The sequence below is a fragment of the Halomonas sp. LBP4 genome (genome assembly GCF_003202205.1).
GTDB classification, from domain to species: domain Bacteria; phylum Pseudomonadota; class Gammaproteobacteria; order Pseudomonadales; family Halomonadaceae; genus Halomonas; species Halomonas flagellata.
The window spans coordinates 577,298-594,984 of sequence record NZ_PDOG01000004.1 but is presented as its reverse complement, the minus strand read 5'-3'; the positions used below and the strand labels follow the sequence as shown (position 1 = coordinate 594,984).

The window sequence follows — 17,687 nt, the reverse complement described above, 5'->3', positions numbered from 1 at the left end:
CGGTCGCCGATTCGGCTTGCAGCCCGGCCGAGCCCCACCCATCCTGAAGGTCCGACCCGCCGGGAACGCCGCCCGGCGCCTTCATGCACCGGAGGGATGCGTCATGACCCAGACCCTGCTGTTCGCCTGCGATCTTTCCGCCGAGAACCGTGCCGCCTATGCCCGCGCCGTCCGCCTGGCGGTGGAGCACGGTGCGCGCCTCGACGTGATCCATGTGCTCGACCCCTATCTGCCGCACCGGGTGCTGCACGATCTGGAGGAGGCGGTGGTCGCCGACATGAAGGCCATCCTCACCGACATCCGCGAGGACTATGCCCTGCCCGAGCCGAAGACGCTGATCCAGACGGTGGCCGGGTCGGCCTATGCCGAGATCATCCGCGAGGCCCACGAGCGCGAAGTGGACATGATCATCCTCGGTGCCCATCGCAAGCGCGGCCAGCCGGATCTCGTCGCCGGTACCACCCTGGCGCGAGTGCTGCGCAGCGCCCCCTGCCCGGTGCTCTCGGTGAGCCACCTGGCCACCCAGGAGTGGCAGGATATCCTGGTCCCGGTGGACTTCTCGCTGACCTCGCGCCACACCCTGCGCGAGACCTTGAAGCGCTTCCCCGACGCCCGCCTCACCCTGCTGCATGCCTGGGACATCCCCGGCGAGCGGGAGCTCGGCTCCGACAGCGACTACGCCCGCTGGCGCGACCGGGAAGTGGCGCGGCTGCGCACCCAGCTCGAGCGCGAGACCGAGCAGTTGATGAGCGAGCTCGACGACGTCCCGGAGCTGGAGCTGGTACTGGAACAGGGCGACCCCCTCGAGGTGCTGATGACCCGCCTGCGCCGCCTGCCGCCGGACCTGCTGGCGCTGGGCAGCCGCGGGCAGCTGGGCCGCCAGAGCCAGATCACCGAGCAGCTGCTGGCCGAGCCCCACTGCGACATCATGCTCTGCCGCGCCTGGTGAGCCCGGGCCCGCGGGCCGTGATACCCTTTGCCGCGTTTCGGTCGAACGACGAGGGAGACGGCATGCGAGCCCTGATTCAGCGCGTACGGCGCGCCAGCGTGGAGGTGGAAGGCCGGGAAGTCGGCGCCATCGGCCAGGGCCTGCTGGCCCTGGTGGGCGTCGAGAGGGGAGACGACGAGGCCGCCGCCGACCGGCTGCTGTACAAGCTGCTGCACTACCGGGTGTTCGGCGATGACGCCGGCAGGATGAACCTCGATCTCCAGCAGGTCGAGGGGGGCCTGCTGCTGGTCTCCCAGTTCACCCTGGCCGCCGATACCCGCAAGGGGCTCAGGCCCGGTTTCTCCAGCGCCGCCCCGCCCACCGAGGGCGAGCGCCTCTTCCACTACCTGCTCGACCGTGCCCGCGAGGCCTGGCCGAAGGTCGAGAGCGGCGAGTTCGCGGCGAACATGCAGGTCGAGCTGGTCAACGACGGGCCGGTGACCTTCCTGCTGGAAAGCTGAAAGCGCCAAGCGCCAAGCGCCAAGCGCCAAGCGCCAAGCAGGATAGGGTGCCGCCCGCCGCAGGTGCGAAAGTGAAGCCGGGGGAGCGCGAAAGCGACATATACCCCGGGATGCTGGCGCAAGCGAAGCGACGTCCGACGCTCGCCAGGGATGGCGAGCGAGCGTCGCTCGTGAGGGATTATGTTGTGACGCGACGGACAAGCCGCGAGCGTAGCGCCAGGGTTTCATCCCGGGGGTCGCGACTCGCGCTCCCCCGGCGAAGGCAGCCATACCGGATACTCAAAGGATACGCGACCTCAAGTCCCGTTGAGCTCGGCCTCCAGCGCCTCCTCGGCGGCGAGCCACGCCAGCTCGAGCTCCTCGAGGCGCGACTTGAGCTCCCCCTGGCGCGCCAGCTGCTTGGTGAGTTCGGCCTTGCGCGAGGCGTCGGTGTAGAGCTCGGCCTCGCCCAGCGCCTCCTCCACGGTGGCAAGCTCGGCCTGGACCTTCTCCATCGCCTTCTCGGCCCGGTCGCGCTCGCGCTTGAGCGGGCGCAGCTGCTCGCGCAGCTCGGCGGCGGCCCGCCGGGTCGCCTTGCGATCCTCCTTCGGCGCCGTGTTCCCGGTCTGGCGTTCGGCCTTGTCGGCCCGGGCCTCGCGCCGCTCGCCCTCGAGGCGGGCCTTGAGCCAGGCGCGGTAATCCTCGAGGTCGCCATCGAAGGGCTCGACCCGGTGATCGGCCACCCGCCAGAACTCATCCACCGTGGCGCGCAGCAGGTGACGGTCGTGAGAGACCAGGATCACCGTGCCCTCGAAGCTCGCCAGGGCCTCGGTGAGCGCCTCGCGCATCTCCAGGTCCAGATGGTTGGTCGGCTCGTCGAGCAGCAGCAGGTTGGGCCTGTGCCAGGCCACCAGGGCCAGCGCCAGGCGCGCCTTCTCGCCGCCGGAGAAGCTGCCGACCTGGGCGAAGGCATCGTCGCCCTTGAAGCCGAAGCCACCGAGGAAGTTGCGGATCTCCTGGTCGCTGGCGGTGGGCGAGAGACGCTGCACATGCATGAAGGGCGAGGCATCGAGATCGAGCCCCTCGAGCTGGTGCTGGGCGAAATAGCCGATGGCCAGGTGTTCGCCGGGCACCCGCTTGCCGGCCAGCAGTGGCAGCTCGCCGGTGAGCGACTTGATCAGGGTCGACTTGCCGGCGCCATTGGGGCCCAGCAGGCCGATCCGCTGGCCCGGCAGCAGGGTGAGCTTCACCCCGCCGAGCTGGACCGTCTCGTGCCCCGCCTCGTCACGGTAGCCGAGCCGCGCCTCGTCCAGCACCAGCAGCGGGTGGGAGGTCTTGTCGGCAGAGGGCAGGGTGAAATGGAAGGGTGAGTCGGCATGGGCCATGGCGATGTCGCCCATGCGCTCGAGCATCTTCAGGCGGCTCTGGGCCTGGCGCGCCTTGGTCGCCTTGTAGCGGAAACGCGCCACGAACTGCTCGATCTCCGCTTTGCGGGCCTGCTGCTTGGCGGCCTCCGCCTGCTGCAGCGCCAGCTTCTCGGCCCGGGTGCGCTCGAAGGTGGTGTAGTTGCCGCGGTAGAGCGCGAGCCGCTGGCGGTCGAAGTGCACGATATGGTCACAGACCGCATCCAGGAAGTCGCGGTCGTGGGAGATCAGCAGCAGGGTGCCCGGGTAGCGCACCAGCCACTGCTCGAGCCACAGCAGGGCATCGAGGTCCAGGTGGTTGGTGGGCTCGTCGAGCAGCAGCAGGTCGGAGGGCATGAACAGGGTACGGGCCAGGTTGGCGCGCATGCGCCAGCCACCGGAGAAGTCCGCCAGCGGCCGCTCGAGATCGGCCTGGGCGAAGCCCAGCCCCACCAGCAGCTGGGCCGCCCGGGCCGGAGCGCTGTAGCCATCCAGGGCCTCGATGATGCCGTGAAGCTCGGCCTCGCGATGCGCGTCGTCGCGCTCGCGGGCCGCCTCCAGGGCGGCCTCGGCACGCCGCAGCTCGTGATCGCCATCGAGCACATAGTCGACGATGGGGCGATCCAGCGCCTCCACCTCCTGGGCCATATGGGCGATGCGCTGACCGCCGCTCATCTCCACCTGGCCGGCGTCCGGCGCCAGCTGGCCCAGCAGCAGGCCGAACAGGCTCGATTTGCCGGCGCCATTGGGGCCGACGATTCCCGCCTTGTGCCCCGCATGCAGGGTCAGGTCGGCCCCCTCGAACAGTCGCTGGGTGCCGCGTTGCAGGGAAACTTGGCGCAGTGCGATCATGCTGGCTCCACTCGACGGTGCGTGAGACTGCCGCCGCGACACGACGACAGCCGATGATGACTCCCGATTCTACCGAATTGCCGCCCGCTCTGTGGGCCCGACTCACCGCCAGGCCACTCTGGGACTTCGCCCTGGCGCTCTACGCCCGGGAAGGCGTCGAGGCCGCCTGCCTGCACCTGCAGGACGACGCCGGGCTGGACGTCTGCGAACTGCTGTGGCGCTGCTGGCTGTTCCACCACGGACTCCAGCCGGCCGACGAGCCCGCCGGCCTGGACGAGATCCGGCGCTGGCAGCAAGAGGTCACTACGCCGCTGCGCCGGCTGCGCCGCACCCTGAAGGCCGAGGCGGCGACTCGCCCCGCTGTCGCCGCCCTGCGCCGCACGCTCCAGCGAGCCGAGCTCGCGGCCGAGCGGGAGACCCTCACCCGCCTGGAGGCACTCACCGCCGACTGCCGCCCGATATCACTTCCGTCAGCCGATCCGGGGTTGAAAGAACATCTCGCGGACTATCTGCAACTACAGAAAAAATCGCATCTTTCTGCCCTGCAAAGGCTAGAAGGCTCGCTTGACCCCTCCCGAGGCCCACGCTAGCCTGAAACTAGCCGTGCAGGATTTTTACCTGCTCGTTACCTGGCAATATCATCCGATCTTGACCAGTCCAACCTGCGAGGGGAACACAAGAATGAAGGCAACCAAGCTGTTGACCACGGCCACTGTCGGCGCACTGCTGTTCGGCCTGTCCGCCGCGGCCCATTCCGCCGAGTGGCGTTATGCCCACGAGGAGTTCGAGGGCGATGTGCAAGACGTCTTCGCCTACGCCTTCAAGGACTACATCGAGGAAAACTCCGATCATAGCGTTCAGGTCTATCGCTTCGGTGAGTTGGGCGAGTCCGACGACATCATGGAGCAGACGCAGAACGGTATCCTGCAGTTCGTCAACCAGTCCCCCGGCTTCACCGGCGCCCTGATCCCCTCGGCGCAGATCTTTTTCATCCCCTATCTGATGCCTACCGACATGGAGTCGGTGCTCGAGTTCTTCGACGAGAGCAAGGCCATCAACGAGATGTTCCCCAAGATCTATGCCGAGCATGGACTGGAACTGCTCAAGATGTATCCGGAAGGGGAAATGGTGGTCACCGCCGACGAGCCGATCACCACTCCGGCGGATTTCGACAACAAGAAGATCCGGGTGATGACCAACCCGCTGCTGGCGGAGACCTACAACGCCTTCGGTGCCACGGCCACGCCGCTGCCCTGGGGCGAGGTCTACGGCGGGCTGCAGACCGGCATCATCGACGGCCAGGAGAACCCGATCTTCTGGATCGAATCCGGTGGCCTCTATGAGGTCTCGCCCCACCTGACCTTCACCAGTCACGGCTGGTTCACCACCGCCATGATGGCCAACCAGGACTTCTACGAGGGCCTTCCCGAGGAAGACCAGCAGCTGATCCGCGATGCCGCCGATGCGGCCTACGACCACACCATCGAGCACATCCAGGGCCTGGCCGAGGAGTCGCTGGCCAAGATCCAGGAGGCCTCCGACGAGGTCACCGTGACGCGCCTGACCGAGGAGCAGATCCAGGCCTTCCGCGAGCGGGCGCCCCAGGTCGAGGCGCGCTTCCTCGAGATGACCGACGAGACCGGCGCACAGCTGCTGGAGCAGTTCAAGGCCGACCTGAAAGCCGTGAGCGGCGAGTAAGCCTCAGGGCCGCTCCGCCGCAAGCACGCCAAGGGGGCAGCCGTCCGGCTGCCCCCTTGGCGTTGGGCCCGGCCAATCAGCGTTGAAGAGCCGGCACGGGGTCCGGCCACCCGTTGCGTACCCTTGAGAACGAGCAAGGCGACAACCGGGGACAACCCTCAGGAGTCTGGTCACATGACTGAAGAAGAATCCGAAAAGCACTACCGGTCGACGCTGCCCGGTCCCCTGGGACCGATCGATACCTTCATCAGCAAGGTAGAGGCGGTGATCCTGGCGCTCGGCGTACTGCTGATGGCAGTCAATACCGTCGCCAATGTGGTGGGACGCTTCGTCTTCGGCACCAGCATCTTCTTTTCCGGTGAGATCAACCGCATCCTGATCATCATGATCACCTTTGCCGGTATCGGCTACGCGGCCCGCCACGGCCGCCACATCCGCATGTCGGCGATCTATGATGCCCTGCCGACGGGTGGCCGGCGTGCCTTGATGATCCTGATCTCGCTATTCACCTCCCTGGTGATGTTCTTCCTGCTCTACTACTCGATCATCTATATCGCCAGTCTCTACGCCAAGGGACGCGTTCTGCCGGCCCTGGCGCTACCCATCTGGATCATCTATGTCTGGGTCCCCCTGGGCTTCCTGATCACGGGCATCCAGTACTTCCTCACGGCCATCAAGAACATGACCTCGCGTGACGTCTATCTGTCGACGAGCGTGGTCGACGGCTACAAGGATACGGAAAAGGAAGTCTGACGCAGGGCCCGGTGCCCAGGAGAGCACACCATGACAACCATAATGGTCACCACGATGATAGTCCTGCTGCTGCTGGGCTTTCCCATGATGATCCCGCTGATCACCGCGGCGGTGATCGGCTTCTACATGATGTTCAACGGCCTGGGGCAGATGGACACCCTGATCCAGCAGATGATGGCGGGCATCCGGCCTGCCTCGCTGATCGCGGTGCCGATGTTCATCCTCGCCGCCGATATCATGACCCGCGGCCAGTCGGCCGAGCGGCTGATCAACATGGTGATGGCCTTCATTGGCCACGTGAAGGGTGGGCTGGCGGTGAGCACCGCGGCCTCCTGCACCCTGTTCGGGGCCGTCTCGGGCTCCACCCAGGCCACGGTGGTGGCCATCGGCTCCCCCCTGCGCCCCAAGATGCTCAAGGCCGGCTATTCGGACTCCTTCACCCTGGCGCTGATCATCAACTCCAGCGACATCGCCTTCCTGATCCCGCCGAGCATCGGCATGATCATCTACGGCGTCATCTCGGGCACCTCCATCGGCGAGCTGTTCATCGCCGGCATTGGCCCGGGCCTGTTGATCCTGCTGATGTTCGCCGTCTACTGCGTCGTCTACGCCATCGTCAAGGACGTGCCCACCGAGGCCAGGGCGAGCTGGCGAACCCGGGGCCTGGCGGTGCGCGACGCCCTCTGGCCGCTGGGCTTCCCGGTGATCATCGTCGGCGGCATCTATGGCGGCATCTTCAGCCCCACCGAGGCCGCGGCGGCCTGCGTGCTGTATGCCATCGTGCTGGAGTTCGTGGTCTTTCGCTCGCTGAAGGTCGCCGAAATTTACGCCATCGCCAAGTCCACCGGCCTGATCACCGCGGTGGTGTTCATCCTGGTGGCGGTGGGCAACGGCTTCTCCTGGATCATCTCCTTCGCCCAGATCCCCCAGACGATCCTCGCGGCGGTGGGGATCAACGAGGCCGGCCCCGTGGGCGTGCTGATCGCGATCTGCGTGGCCTTCTTCGTGGCCTGCATGTTCGTCGACCCCATCGTGGTGATCCTGGTGCTGACGCCCATCTTCGCCCCGGCCGTCGCGGCTACCGGCCTCGACCCGGTGCTGGTGGGCATCCTGATCACCCTGCAGGTGGCCATCGGCTCGGCGACGCCCCCCTTCGGCTGCGACATCTTCACCGCCATCGCCATCTTCAAGCGACCCTACTGGGAGGTGATCCGCGGCACGCCCCCCTTCGTCTTCCTGCTGATCCTGGCCGCGGCCCTGCTGATCATGTTCCCGCAGATCGCGCTGTTCCTGCGCGACCTGGCCTTCCGCTGATCCAGCCCCACTAACCCCAGGAGATGGCAACGATGTTCGATCGGATACTGATACCGGTGGACGGCTCGAAGGGGGCGCTGAAGGCGCTGGAGAAGGCCGTGGGGCTACAGATGCTGACCGGCGCCGAGCTCTACCTCCTGTGTGTGTTCAAGCACCACAGCCTGCTGGAGGCCTCGCTCTCCATGGTCCGGCCCGACAAGCTGGACATCCCCGACGATGCCCTCAAGGAGTACGCCACCGAGATCGCCGTGCATGCCAAGGGCGAAGCGCTGGCGCTGGGGGCCGAGTCGACCAAGCTGCGCGCCTTCGTCAAGGGCGGCCGCCCCTCACGCACCATCGTGCGCTTCGCGCGCAAGCGCGAGTGCGACCTGATCGTGATCGGCTCCCAGGGCACCAACGGCGAGAAGAGCATGCTGCTGGGCAGCGTGGCCCAGCGGGTGGCGGGCTCGGCCCACTGCCCGACCCTGGTCGTCTGAGCCCGCCGCCGCCTGCCGCGCCGGCTCCGCGCGCCTGACGCTGGTGCGGAACCGGCCCGGCCCTGCTACAGTCCCATGGTTTCCATGCACTGGCGCCTCGGCGCCCGGACCACAAGGCTCGTTCATGAAGAGACTGCTGACCACCGCATCCCTGACCGCCCTCCTGGGCGCCGCTCCCCTGGCGCTGGCGACACCACAAACCGACGACGAACGCCTCGGCTACAGCCTGGGCGTGACCCTGGGCCAGAGCATCCAGCAGGACGTCGAGGACCTGAACGTCGACGCCTTCACCCAGGCCATCCGCGACGTCTTCGAGGGCGGCGAGCTGGCCATGAGCGACGAGGAGATGGCCGCGGCCCTGATGCGCTTCCAGCAGGAGGCCATGGCCGCCCGCGAGGCCGAGGCCGAGCAGCAGGCCGAGGCCAACCGCGCCGACGGCGAGGCCTTCCTGGCCGCCAACGCCGAGGAGGACGGCGTCGAGGTCACCGACTCCGGCCTGCAGTACAAGGTGCTGGAAGCCGGTGATGGCGCCTCGCCGGGTCCCGAGTCCAACGTCGAGGTGCACTACGAGGGCACCCTGATCGACGGCACCGTCTTCGACAGCTCCTACTCGCGTGGCGAGCCGGTCAACTTCCGGGTCGGTCAGGTCATCGAGGGCTGGCAGGAGGCGCTGCAGCTGATGAGCGTCGGTGACACCTGGGAGATCGTCATTCCCTCCGAGCTCGCCTACGGCGCCCAGGGCCAGGGCCCCATCGGCCCTCACGAGACGCTGATCTTCAAGGTCGAGCTGCTCGACGTAGACGACGCCGACTGACCCCCGACCATGCCCCTTCTTGCCTCCGTTGCCGCCGGCCTCGTCCTGACGGGGCTGGCGGCCCCCCTGGCCGCCGCCGAGCGGCTCCCCGAGCTGCCCCCGTTGGGCATCGCCGCCGATGACGTCAGCGTCGTCGGTGTCTCCTCCGGCGGCTACATGGCCACCCAGCTCGCCGTCGCCTGGCCCGAACGGTTCTCCGGGCTGGGCGTACTGGCGGCCGGCCCCTGGTCCTGCGCCCGGGGGGCCCTGCGCCTCGCGCTCGGGCAATGCATGACATCGCGGCTGGGCGCCCCGGAACTCGACGAAGTGGCCAACCGTCACCGCGACTACCTGGAGCGCGACCTGGTGGGCGATCGCCAGGCACTGGCGCAGCTACGGGTGTTCGTCTGGCATGGCACCGAGGACGATACGGTGTCGCCGGACCTGGGCCGCGCCCTGGCCGAGCAGTTCCAGGGCTGGCTGGCGACTCCCGAAGAGCAGCTCCTGCAGCTCGAGAGCGAGGACATCGGCCACGGCTGGCCGGTGATGGCCCGGGTGGCAACCCCCGTCGACATCCTCGCCGACTGCCGCCACGGGGGCGGCACCCAGCTGCTGGCCTGCGGGCTGGACATCGCCGGTGAGGCGCTGGGCTGGCTACATGGGGAGCTGGCGCCCCCCGCCGAGGCGGCGGTCGGCGGCAACCTGATGCGTTTCGACCAGGCCGAGGTGCGCGACGCCAAGGGGCTCGCCGATGCCGGCTACCTGTTCGTGCCGGAAGGCTGCGAGGACGGCGGCTGCGGGCTGACCATGGCCCTGCACGGCTGCGGTATGGGCGCCGGACAGATCGACGATGCCTTCGTGCGCCACAGCGGACTGAACGACTGGGCGACCACCAATCGTCGCGTGATCCTCTACCCCCAGGCGGACACCAGCCTGGCCAACCCCCAGGGCTGCTGGGACTGGTGGGGCTTCGCCGAGAGCGCCTGGCAGCTGAACCCCCTTCACGATACCCGGCAGGGGACCCAGATAGGCGCCCTGATGGGCATGATCGACCGGCTGGCGGAGTCGCCGGACGATTGAGCGGGAGCGTCAGCCATCGAGTTCGCTCTGCAACGCCGAGAGCAGGGCATGGGGCGCGGGCGAATAGAGCACCCGCTTCCGGATCCTGCCGTCCCGATCGACCAGATAGAGCGACGAGCTGTGATCGATGGTGTACTCCATCGCCGATTCCGGCGTCTCCACCCGCCGCCAGACCACCCCGTAGCGCTCGGCGACCTCCTCGAGCTGCGCCTGGCTGCCGGTGGCACCGATGAAGGCGTCGCCGAAGTAGCCGGTGTACTCGGTCAGCCGCTCCAGGGTGTCGCGCTCGGGGTCCACCGAGATCATCACCGGCACCACCCGTTCGCGGCTCGCCTCGTCGAGCTCGGCCAGCGCCTGGCGCACCACCGCCATGCTCATGGGGCAGACGTCGGGGCAGGAGGTGTAACCGAAGAAGAGCACCGCCAGCTGATCGTCGCCGAGCTGGGAGAGCGAGAAATCGCCATGGGTCGAGGGGAGTTCCACCGGGCCGCCCTGCGGTCCGCTGCCCGCGTCACTGGCGACCTGCTGCTGATACCAGGCATAGCCGCCGAGGGCGATGATCAGCACGATCACGCCCAGTCCCATCCAGATCCCCAGTCGCTTCATGGTGTGCTTCGCTCCACATCGAAATCGAACCAGCTCCCCAGGCTCCCCCGGGAAGTCTCCACTATCACCCTGGCCCGCCATGGCATGACCGACTCGGTACAGATCGTCACCTGCCCGTCACCATGGAAGACGCCGTCGGCACCCGCCGCGAGCGGGAAGCGATGCAGTCCCATCTCCATGCCGCGACCGACGAACTCGACCCGCACCGACTCGGCCTCCAGGCCCTCGAGGGTCACCACCAGGGGCAGCACCTCCAGCGCCCGGATCCGCCCCGCGGCTTCGACCTCGAGGGTGAGGCTGGCGCCTTGCTCCAGGGTCGCCGTGCAGGCGCCGGCATGCAAGTCGCAAGGCGCCCCGGGGGCGAGCCAGCGCACCTCGCCGCCACCGCGCAGGCTGTAGCTGGTCAGGTACCAGAGCGCCACGGCGACGACCCCCAGGGTCACCAGCATCAGCAGGCGCAGCAGCGGGGAACGCGAAATACCGGTGTCCATCGGGGGGTGGTCGGCCATGGCGGCGAAAGAAGCACTCCCAAGGGGGGCAGGATGGGGGGTAAGCTTACCAGCATTCCTGGGCGGACTGCGCAAGGATGTCGCAGGGCGGCACGACAAGGGAGGCATTCATGGAGGGAGTGGCAAGTGCACTGGGGCCGCTGTTCCTGCTGATCCTGCTGGGGGCCCTGCTGGGCCGGACCCGCCAGCCCGGGGGTGACTTCTGGCCCCGGATGGAAAGGCTGATCTACTTCCTGCTGTTTCCCGCCATGCTGATCTCGACCCTGGCCACCGCCGACGTGAGCCAGGTGCCGGTCACCCGGCTGGCCCTGGCCCTGCTCGGGGCCATGGGCCTGCTCGGCGCCCTGATGTGGCTCCTGCGTGAGCGATTGCGGCTCGCGTCCCCCGCCTTCACCTCGGCCTTCCAGGGGGCCCTGCGCTTCAACACCTATGTCGGCGTGGCCGGCGCCGCCGCGCTTCATGGCGGTGCCGGTGCCACCGTGGCCGCGGTGGCGGTGGCGCTGATGGTGCCGGTGGTCAATGTGTTCTGCGTGACCAGCTTCATCGCCGCCGGCACCCTGGGCCCTTCCGGCCTGGGCCGGAGCCTGGCGGCCCTGATCCGCAACCCGCTGATCCTCGGCTGCCTGATCGGCATCGCCCTCAATGTCGGTGGCATCGGCCTGCCCGGCTGGAGCGGCGCCGCCGTGGAGCTGCTGGGGCAAGCCGCCTTGCCGCTGGGCCTGGTGGCGGTGGGCGTGGCACTGCGCCCCGCCGCGCTGATCCGCCTGGACCGCGGCGTCTGGGCCACCAACCTGGTCAAGCTGGTGCTGATGCCGGTCCTGGTACTGGGGCTCGCCCTGATGCTGGGACTCGACCCGGTGAGCCGCGACGTGGCCCTGCTGTTCGCCGCCCTGCCCACCGCCACTTCGGCCTATATCCTGGCCCGCCAGCTGGGGGGGGACGCCGAACTGATGGCGGCGCTGATCACCGGTCAGACGCTGCTGGCCATGGTGACCCTGCCCCTGTGGCTGCGCCTGGCCGGGCAGTGAGAGGCCTCAATAAAAAAACATTCGCATTTGTGTTGACGGGATAAATGAGAACGATTATCTTTCCATTCGTGGCGTTGATGAGGCGCCACGGCCAGGGCAGGGCCGCCAGGCTCCTGCCATGGTTTCTCCCTCTCATTGCTAGTCACGGTCTTGCCGCCACCCTCCCGGTGGCGTTTTTTTTGCTCGATCAGGTCGAGCGTGGCGCCGCACGCCAGGGGCCACGTTCATGCAGGCGCTCGCGCAGTAACGCGGCCAGGGCTTCCACCGCCGGGCGTGACGCCTCCTCGATACGCTTCCCGACGTGCAGCCGTGCCTCACAGGGGGGCAGCGGCGGCAGGCCCTCGTCACGCCCCAGCTCGCGCATCGCCGACGTCAGTCGCTCGCGGTCGATCACGCTGATCGCCAGGCCCGCCTCGACCGCCTTCTCCACGGCATGGATGCTGGTACTGGTAAAGACCGCATGCCAGGGCGTGCCCGCGGCTTCCAACGCCTCGACCGCCAGCTCCCGATACGGACAGTCGACCTCGTGAAGGGCCAGGGGGATGCTGGCGCGTTCGGTCAGCCGTCCCACGCGGGGGCCGGCCCATACCGGCGTGGTCCGCCACAGCGACACACCGCCGGGGAGGGGGTGCGGGCGATCCAGCACCACCGCCAGCGCCAGTTGAGAACGGGTCAACTGGCGCGCCAGCTCGCCACTGGTGGCGGTCACCGCCTCCAGCAACACATCGGGGTGGCGCGCGATGAAATCCGGCAACACGTCGACGAGCAGCTCACGGGCATAGTCTTCCGGGAGACCGAGGCGCACCTTGCCGCCCAGCCCGCGACCGGTGAAGCGCGACAGCATGCCGTCGTGCAACCGCAGGAGCTCCCGCGACTCCTGCAACAGGGCTTCCCCGGCGGCGGTCGGCGTCACCCCGCGCGGGCCGCGCTCCAGCAGCCGCGTGCCCAGCACCTCCTCCAGCCGCTTGATCTGCATGCTGATGGCACTGGTGGTGCGATGCCGCTGCTGCGCTGCGGCACCGAGGGATCCCAGTTGCGCCGCCACCTGGAAGCTGCGCAGCGACTCGAGATCCAGGGCCGACGCCATGACTTCAGACATGCTGAACCCTCCTTGCAGATAATTTCGATTTATTGAAATCGATTCCTGCCCCAGGCTCAAGGACGAACATCGCCTGACGGAGAGAGATCGCCATGCCACCTATCCTGCTGACGCCGCTGATCGCCATGGGCTTCGTGGTGTGCTGGAGCTCGGGGTTCGTCGGCGGACGGCTGGCGATCGAGGCCGACACCCCGGTGCTGGCGCTGTTTGCCTGGCGCTTCCTGCTGGCCGGCCTGCTGGTTGGCCTGTATTGGCGGCTGCGCCGGCCCGGCCGGCTGGCATGCCGGGATGTCCTGCGCGAAATGGCCATCGGCGGCCTGACCATGGGGGGGTACCTGCTGGGGGTGATACTGGCGATCCAGCTCGGCGTCAGCGCCGGGGTGACCGCGCTGATCACCGCCCTGCAGCCGTTGCTGGCGGCGGCGCTGGCCGGCCCCTGGCTCGGCGAGCGCCTGGCCCCCCGGGGCTGGGCGGGCATGGCGATCGCCACGCTGGGGATGCTGCTGTACGTGGCCGACGATATCGAGCGCGGCAGCGGCGCCCCGCTGTGGGCCTACCTGCTGCCGCTCGGCTCGGTGGTGGCGGTGACGCTGGGTAGCCTGCTGGCCGTGCGCTGGACGACGGCGATGCCGATATCGGCAACCTTGCTGTTCCAGCTCCTTGCCGCCACGGCAATCTTCACGCTGGCCGCCTTGATCGCCGGCGGTGGAGTCCTCGCGTTTCCCGCCGCCGACCTGCCCAGCGTCACCGCGATCGGCTGGCTGATCGTGCTATCGAGCCTGGGAGGGTACGGGTTCTTCGTCGCGAGCCTGCGCCGGCTCGGGGTGACCCTGACCTCGACGCTGGTCTACCTGACCCCCGCCGTGACCCTGCTCTGGGCGGCGGCCATGTTCGGCGAGCGCCCGGGGGGGCAGGGCATCATCGGCATGGGCATTGCCATCGCCGGTGTCGGCCTGACTATTCGCAGCGTCGATACATCAGGTCCCAGACGCCATGACCGAGGCGCTCGCCCCGGGCCTCGAACTTGGTCAGCGGGCGAAACGCCGGTCGCGGCACATAGGGCGCCGTGTCCGGAGCCGCCACATTGCGATAGCCCGGCGCCGCGGCCATGACCTCGGCCATCCACTCGGCGTAGGCCTCCCAGTCGGTGGCCAGGTGGAAGATGCCGCCGGGCTTGAGCCGGGTGCGCACCAGCTCGACGAAGGCGGGCTTGACGATGCGTCGCTTGTGGTGCTTCTTCTTCGGCCAGGGGTCGGGGAAGAACAGCTGCAGGGTGTCGAGGCTCGCCTCCGGCAGGCACTGCTCGAGCACCGCCAACGCATCCTCGCGGTAGACCCGGAGGTTGGTCAGGCCGCGCTTGTCGGCCTCGTCGAGCAGCTTGCCGACCCCGGGGGCATGCACCTCGATGCCGATGAAGTCGGTATCCGGATGGGTCTCGGCCTGCTCGACCAGCGAGGCGCCCATGCCGAAGCCGATCTCCAGCACCCGTGCCGCCCGGCGGCCGAACAGGGCATCGAGGTCCTGCCGGCCGTCCGCCAGCGTCAGGCCCAGCCGCGGCCAGACCTCTTCCAGGCCACGGGTCTGGGCCTGGGTCATCCGGCCGGCGCGCAGCACATAGCTCTTGATGCCACGGCGGTGCAGCGGGGCGTCGGGCCCTTCCGGGCCGGTGGTCGAGGCAGGCGCGTCGTGTTGCGGATCGTTCATGGAATCGAAAGGGGCTCTCTGGGGCTCGGGTTGCGGGTGGCTCAGCCGTTGATGCGGCCGGCGAAGGGCGAGGAGGGGTCGGCGCTCTGACGGCGCGGCATGCGCCCCGCCAGGAAGGCCTCGCGGCCGGCCTCCACCGCTTTCCTCATGGCGCTGGCCATCAACACCGGCTGGCGGGCGTGGGCGATGGCGGAATTCATCAGCACGCCGTCGCAGCCGAGCTCCATGGCCATGGCCGCGTCGGAGGCGGTGCCGATGCCGGCATCCACCAGCACCGGGACGCCGGCCTGCTCGATGATCAGGCGGATGTTGTGCGGGTTCTGGATGCCGTGACCGGAGCCGATCAGCGAGCCCAGCGGCATGATGGCACAGCAGCCGAGGCGCTCGAGCTCCCGGGCCACGATGGGATCGTCGCTGGTGTAGACCATGACGTCGAAGCCATCGGCGATCAGCGTCTCGGCGGCCGACAGGGTCTCGACCACATTGGGGTAGAGGGTCGAGTCGTCGCCCAGCACCTCGAGCTTGACCAGGTGATGACCGTCGAGCAGCTCCCGAGCCAGCCTGCAGGTGCGCACCGCGTCCTTGGCCGTATAGCAGCCGGCGGTATTGGGCAGCAGGGTGAAACGCTCCGGAGGAACGGCGTCGAGCAGGTTCGGCTCACCGGCTTCCTGCCCCAGATTGGTGCGACGCACCGCGAAGGTCACCACCTCGGCACCGCTGGCGGCGATCGCCTCGGCCGTCTCGTCGAAGTCCTTGTACTTGCCGGTACCGACCAGCAGGCGGGAGGCAAACTCGCGCCCGGCGATGTTCAGCGGCTGGTCCTGGAAAAACTCACTCATGCTCTGCTCCTGTATACCCGTGGAATGCCCGACAGCCGGGGGCCCGGCGACTAGCCGCCGCCGATGGCGTGAACGACCTCGACCCGGTCGCCCTCGGCCAGTCGGATCTCGCCGTGCGCGCTCTTCGGCACGATCTCCTCGTTGACCTCCACGGCGATGCGCCGGCCGGCGAGCCCCAGGGACTCGACCAGCTCGGCGACCGTGAGGTCGGGCGTCAGGGTGCGCGCTTCGCCATTGAGCTGAATCTGCATGGCGTCCTCTCTTCGTGCTCGGGGATTCGCGGGGCCACCATTGTAGCGGAGTCGAGCCGGCCGGGGTACGGTAGGCTTCGATTCGCAACCATTCTCGAGTGACGAGGGAGGCCGGCCCATGCAGGACAGGGGGTGGTGGTTCGCAGGCGCGCTCTCGGGCGCCCTGGTGGTGATGGCCGGCGCCTTCGGCGCCCATGCCCTGGAAGGGCAGCTGGCCCCGCGCCTGGCGGCCGCCTTCGAGACCGGCGTGCGCTACCAGGCCTGGCATACCCTGGCGCTGCTCGCCGTGCTGGCCTGGCGCGCCTCGCACCGCCTGGCGGGCCAGCGGCTCGTCCTGGGGCTCTGGGTGGCGGGGGTGCTGCTGTTCTCGGGCTCGCTCTATGCCCTGGCCCTGACCGGCGTGCGCGGCCTGGGCATGATCACGCCGCTCGGCGGCGTGCTGATGCTCGCCGGCTGGCTGGCGCTGGCCGGGTGCGTGCTGCGAGCCAGAGCCGCGAGCTAGTCACGGTCGGGCAACACATAGGTGGCGGTGACCAGGGCCACCGGCCGCTCGTCACCGGCGGAATAGAGCTGCACCTCGCCCACCGCCAGGCGATTCCCCAGCTTGACGAGACGGGCATTGGCGATGACATCGCGATCGCCCCGGGGCCGGCGCAGGAAGCGGCAATGCAGGTCGCTGGTCACGGCCATGGGCTCCGGGCCGACCTGGGCCAGTATCGCCACGTACAGGCAGACATCGGCCAACCCCATCAGGGTGGGGCCGGAGACGCTGGCCCCGGGCCGCAGGTGCTCGTCCTCGATCGCCAGGCTCATGGTGGCCCGCATGTGATCGACGCCCTCGATGGTCCCCGTCCGCTGGGGAAAGACCTCGTCGAGGAAGTCCTCGATGGCGGCGGCGGTCATCACGGTCATGGGGTTCTCCTGCGGCACGAGACGATGGACACTGCACCCCAAGATAGCGCAAGGCATGGCGTGCACACAGTCACTCGGCTCCTTCTATAGTCGAGCACTCCGAAATGATTGAAGTTTTACATTAATATGTCGATGCGAGGGCTTTCTTCGAAATGGGGCGGGTACGCCTCTGCCATGGCGGGAGAGACAATGACGAATCCAATCCCCGTGACCCACCAGACCAGATACCACCTTGCCGTGGTGGACGATGAACCCGACATGCTGGATGTCCTGCAGGATGCGCTGCAGGACGAAGGCTACCGGGTCAGTGCCCTGCGAAGTGGCCAGGCGCTGCACGAACTGATCGCCCGGGACCCGGTGGACCTGATCGTGCTCGACCTGAAACTGGCCGGAGAGAATGGCTTGCAGGTGGCTCGCGATATACGGGCCACCAGCGCGGTACCGATCATGATGCTGACCGGCAAGGGCGATGAAACCGACCGCATCCTGGGCCTGGAGGTCGCGGCAGACGATTTCCTGATGAAACCTTTCAATCTGCGTGAGCTGATGGCGCGGGTGCATGCCCTGCTGCGCCGCTCCAAGCAACTCAGCGTGCCCCTGCAGAGCGTCGATGATCAGGACCATGCCTGCCTCTGGTTCGACGACTGGCGACTCGATTTGACCCGGCGCATGCTCTACAACCCGGCCAACCAGCCGGTCAACCTCACCTTCGGCGAGTTCAACCTGTTGGAAAGCCTGGTCTCGTCGGCCAACCAGGTACTGAGCCGCGACAGCCTGCTGGAGCGGACCCGCGGTACCGACTGCGACTCCTTCGACCGCAGCATCGATGTGCTGATCCTGCGGCTGCGCCGCAAGCTCGAAGCCAACCCCAAGCACCCCCGTTACATTCTGACCGAACGCGGCCTGGGCTACGTGTTTCAAGCCCAGGTGCGCAAGCGCTGA

The 17,687-nt window shown here is 68.1% G+C and carries 20 protein-coding genes and 1 pseudogene; 13 read left to right on the top strand and 8 right to left on the bottom strand.

All coding sequences use genetic code 11. The annotated features are described in order from the left end of the window. Positions 1-103: 103 nt before the first annotated feature. The gene (locus tag CR157_RS16185) at positions 104-949 is read left to right on the top strand and encodes a universal stress protein (RefSeq protein ID WP_110284545.1); all 846 of its coding nucleotides are present in this window, start codon (positions 104-106) and stop codon (positions 947-949) included. Positions 950-1,011: 62 nt separating this feature from the next. Then, the gene (dtd, locus tag CR157_RS16180) at positions 1,012-1,449 is read left to right on the top strand and encodes a D-aminoacyl-tRNA deacylase (RefSeq protein ID WP_110284544.1); all 438 of its coding nucleotides are present in this window, start codon (positions 1,012-1,014) and stop codon (positions 1,447-1,449) included. A gap of 296 nt (positions 1,450-1,745) precedes the next feature. On the opposite strand, the gene CR157_RS16175 is transcribed toward dtd, so the two are convergent. After that, on the bottom strand, positions 1,746-3,683 hold the full coding sequence (locus CR157_RS16175) for an ATP-binding cassette domain-containing protein (RefSeq protein WP_110284543.1): 1,938 nt from the start codon (positions 3,681-3,683) through the stop codon (positions 1,746-1,748). Between the two features lie 56 nt (positions 3,684-3,739). Between CR157_RS16175 and CR157_RS16170 the strand changes: the two genes are divergently transcribed. The 7 genes from CR157_RS16170 to CR157_RS16140 all read left to right on the top strand — a co-directional run bounded on the left by CR157_RS16170 (position 3,740) and on the right by CR157_RS16140 (position 9,797). Next, complete coding sequence (locus tag CR157_RS16170) at positions 3,740-4,273, top strand: TIGR02444 family protein (RefSeq protein ID WP_110284606.1); 534 nt, start codon at positions 3,740-3,742, stop codon at positions 4,271-4,273. Positions 4,274-4,364: 91 nt separating this feature from the next. Continuing rightward, a complete protein-coding gene (locus CR157_RS16165; protein WP_110284542.1) occupies positions 4,365-5,381 on the top strand; it encodes a TRAP transporter substrate-binding protein in 1,017 nt (338 codons plus the stop codon). A 174-nt stretch (positions 5,382-5,555) separates the two neighbouring features. Further along, positions 5,556-6,134: a TRAP transporter small permease gene (locus tag CR157_RS16160; RefSeq protein ID WP_110284541.1), complete on the top strand. Its 579-nt coding sequence runs from the start codon at positions 5,556-5,558 to the stop codon at positions 6,132-6,134. Between the two features lie 30 nt (positions 6,135-6,164). Then, positions 6,165-7,448 carry a TRAP transporter large permease gene (locus CR157_RS16155; protein ID WP_110284540.1) on the top strand — a complete coding sequence of 428 codons (1,284 nt, stop codon included), beginning with the start codon at positions 6,165-6,167 and terminating at the stop codon, positions 7,446-7,448. Between the two features lie 32 nt (positions 7,449-7,480). Continuing rightward, a complete protein-coding gene (locus tag CR157_RS16150) occupies positions 7,481-7,924 on the top strand; it encodes a universal stress protein (RefSeq protein WP_110284539.1) in 444 nt (147 codons plus the stop codon). A 124-nt stretch (positions 7,925-8,048) separates the two neighbouring features. After that, positions 8,049-8,738 (top strand): FKBP-type peptidyl-prolyl cis-trans isomerase, encoded by a 690-nt coding sequence (locus CR157_RS16145; RefSeq protein WP_110284538.1) that lies wholly within the window; start codon positions 8,049-8,051, stop codon positions 8,736-8,738. Between the two features lie 9 nt (positions 8,739-8,747). After that, positions 8,748-9,797: a prolyl oligopeptidase family serine peptidase gene (locus tag CR157_RS16140; RefSeq protein WP_110284537.1), complete on the top strand. Its 1,050-nt coding sequence runs from the start codon at positions 8,748-8,750 to the stop codon at positions 9,795-9,797. A gap of 9 nt (positions 9,798-9,806) precedes the next feature. On the opposite strand, the gene CR157_RS16135 is transcribed toward CR157_RS16140, so the two are convergent. Together CR157_RS16135 and CR157_RS16130 are read right to left on the bottom strand one after the other, a co-directional pair. Next, the gene (locus CR157_RS16135) at positions 9,807-10,403 is read right to left on the bottom strand and encodes an SCO family protein (protein WP_110284536.1); all 597 of its coding nucleotides are present in this window, start codon (positions 10,401-10,403) and stop codon (positions 9,807-9,809) included. Next, positions 10,400-10,894, bottom strand: a complete 495-nt coding sequence (locus CR157_RS16130) for a hypothetical protein (RefSeq protein WP_258364200.1) — start codon at positions 10,892-10,894, stop codon at positions 10,400-10,402. Before CR157_RS16130 ends, CR157_RS16135 begins: the two co-directional genes overlap by 4 nt. 128 nt (positions 10,895-11,022) lie before the next feature. Here CR157_RS16130 and CR157_RS16125 point away from each other — a divergent pair, with 128 nt between their 5' ends. Next, positions 11,023-11,940, top strand: coding sequence for an AEC family transporter (locus CR157_RS16125; RefSeq protein WP_110284535.1), 918 nt, complete (start codon positions 11,023-11,025; stop codon positions 11,938-11,940). A 187-nt stretch (positions 11,941-12,127) separates the two neighbouring features. On the opposite strand, the gene CR157_RS16120 is transcribed toward CR157_RS16125, so the two are convergent. Continuing rightward, entirely contained in the window at positions 12,128-13,039 is a 912-nt protein-coding gene (locus CR157_RS16120; protein WP_110284534.1) for a LysR family transcriptional regulator, read from the bottom strand. Between the two features lie 92 nt (positions 13,040-13,131). Here CR157_RS16120 and CR157_RS16115 point away from each other — a divergent pair. Continuing rightward, positions 13,132-13,941 (top strand): annotated as a pseudogene (locus tag CR157_RS16115) (DMT family transporter); the annotation flags it as partial. A 55-nt stretch (positions 13,942-13,996) separates the two neighbouring features. Here CR157_RS16115 and trmB read toward each other — a convergent pair. From trmB to thiS, 3 genes are read right to left on the bottom strand one after another with little or no spacing between them, the layout of a single operon-like run. Beyond that, positions 13,997-14,743, bottom strand: coding sequence for a tRNA (guanosine(46)-N7)-methyltransferase TrmB (trmB, locus tag CR157_RS23080; protein ID WP_110284532.1), 747 nt, complete (start codon positions 14,741-14,743; stop codon positions 13,997-13,999). 41 nt (positions 14,744-14,784) lie between these two features. Next, positions 14,785-15,582, bottom strand: coding sequence for a thiazole synthase (locus tag CR157_RS16105; RefSeq protein WP_110284531.1), 798 nt, complete (start codon positions 15,580-15,582; stop codon positions 14,785-14,787). A 50-nt stretch (positions 15,583-15,632) separates the two neighbouring features. After that, complete coding sequence (thiS, locus tag CR157_RS16100) at positions 15,633-15,833, bottom strand: sulfur carrier protein ThiS (protein ID WP_110284530.1); 201 nt, start codon at positions 15,831-15,833, stop codon at positions 15,633-15,635. A gap of 118 nt (positions 15,834-15,951) precedes the next feature. Between thiS and CR157_RS16095 the strand changes: the two genes are divergently transcribed. Continuing rightward, positions 15,952-16,335 carry a DUF423 domain-containing protein gene (locus CR157_RS16095; protein WP_110284529.1) on the top strand — a complete coding sequence of 128 codons (384 nt, stop codon included), beginning with the start codon at positions 15,952-15,954 and terminating at the stop codon, positions 16,333-16,335. Here CR157_RS16095 and CR157_RS16090 read toward each other — a convergent pair. Continuing rightward, on the bottom strand, positions 16,332-16,745 hold the full coding sequence (locus CR157_RS16090) for a PaaI family thioesterase (protein WP_110284528.1): 414 nt from the start codon (positions 16,743-16,745) through the stop codon (positions 16,332-16,334). The genes CR157_RS16095 and CR157_RS16090 overlap by 4 nt on opposite strands. Positions 16,746-16,934: 189 nt before the next feature. Between CR157_RS16090 and CR157_RS16085 the strand changes: the two genes are divergently transcribed. Then, the gene (locus tag CR157_RS16085; RefSeq protein ID WP_110284527.1) at positions 16,935-17,687 is read left to right on the top strand and encodes a response regulator; all 753 of its coding nucleotides are present in this window, start codon (positions 16,935-16,937) and stop codon (positions 17,685-17,687) included.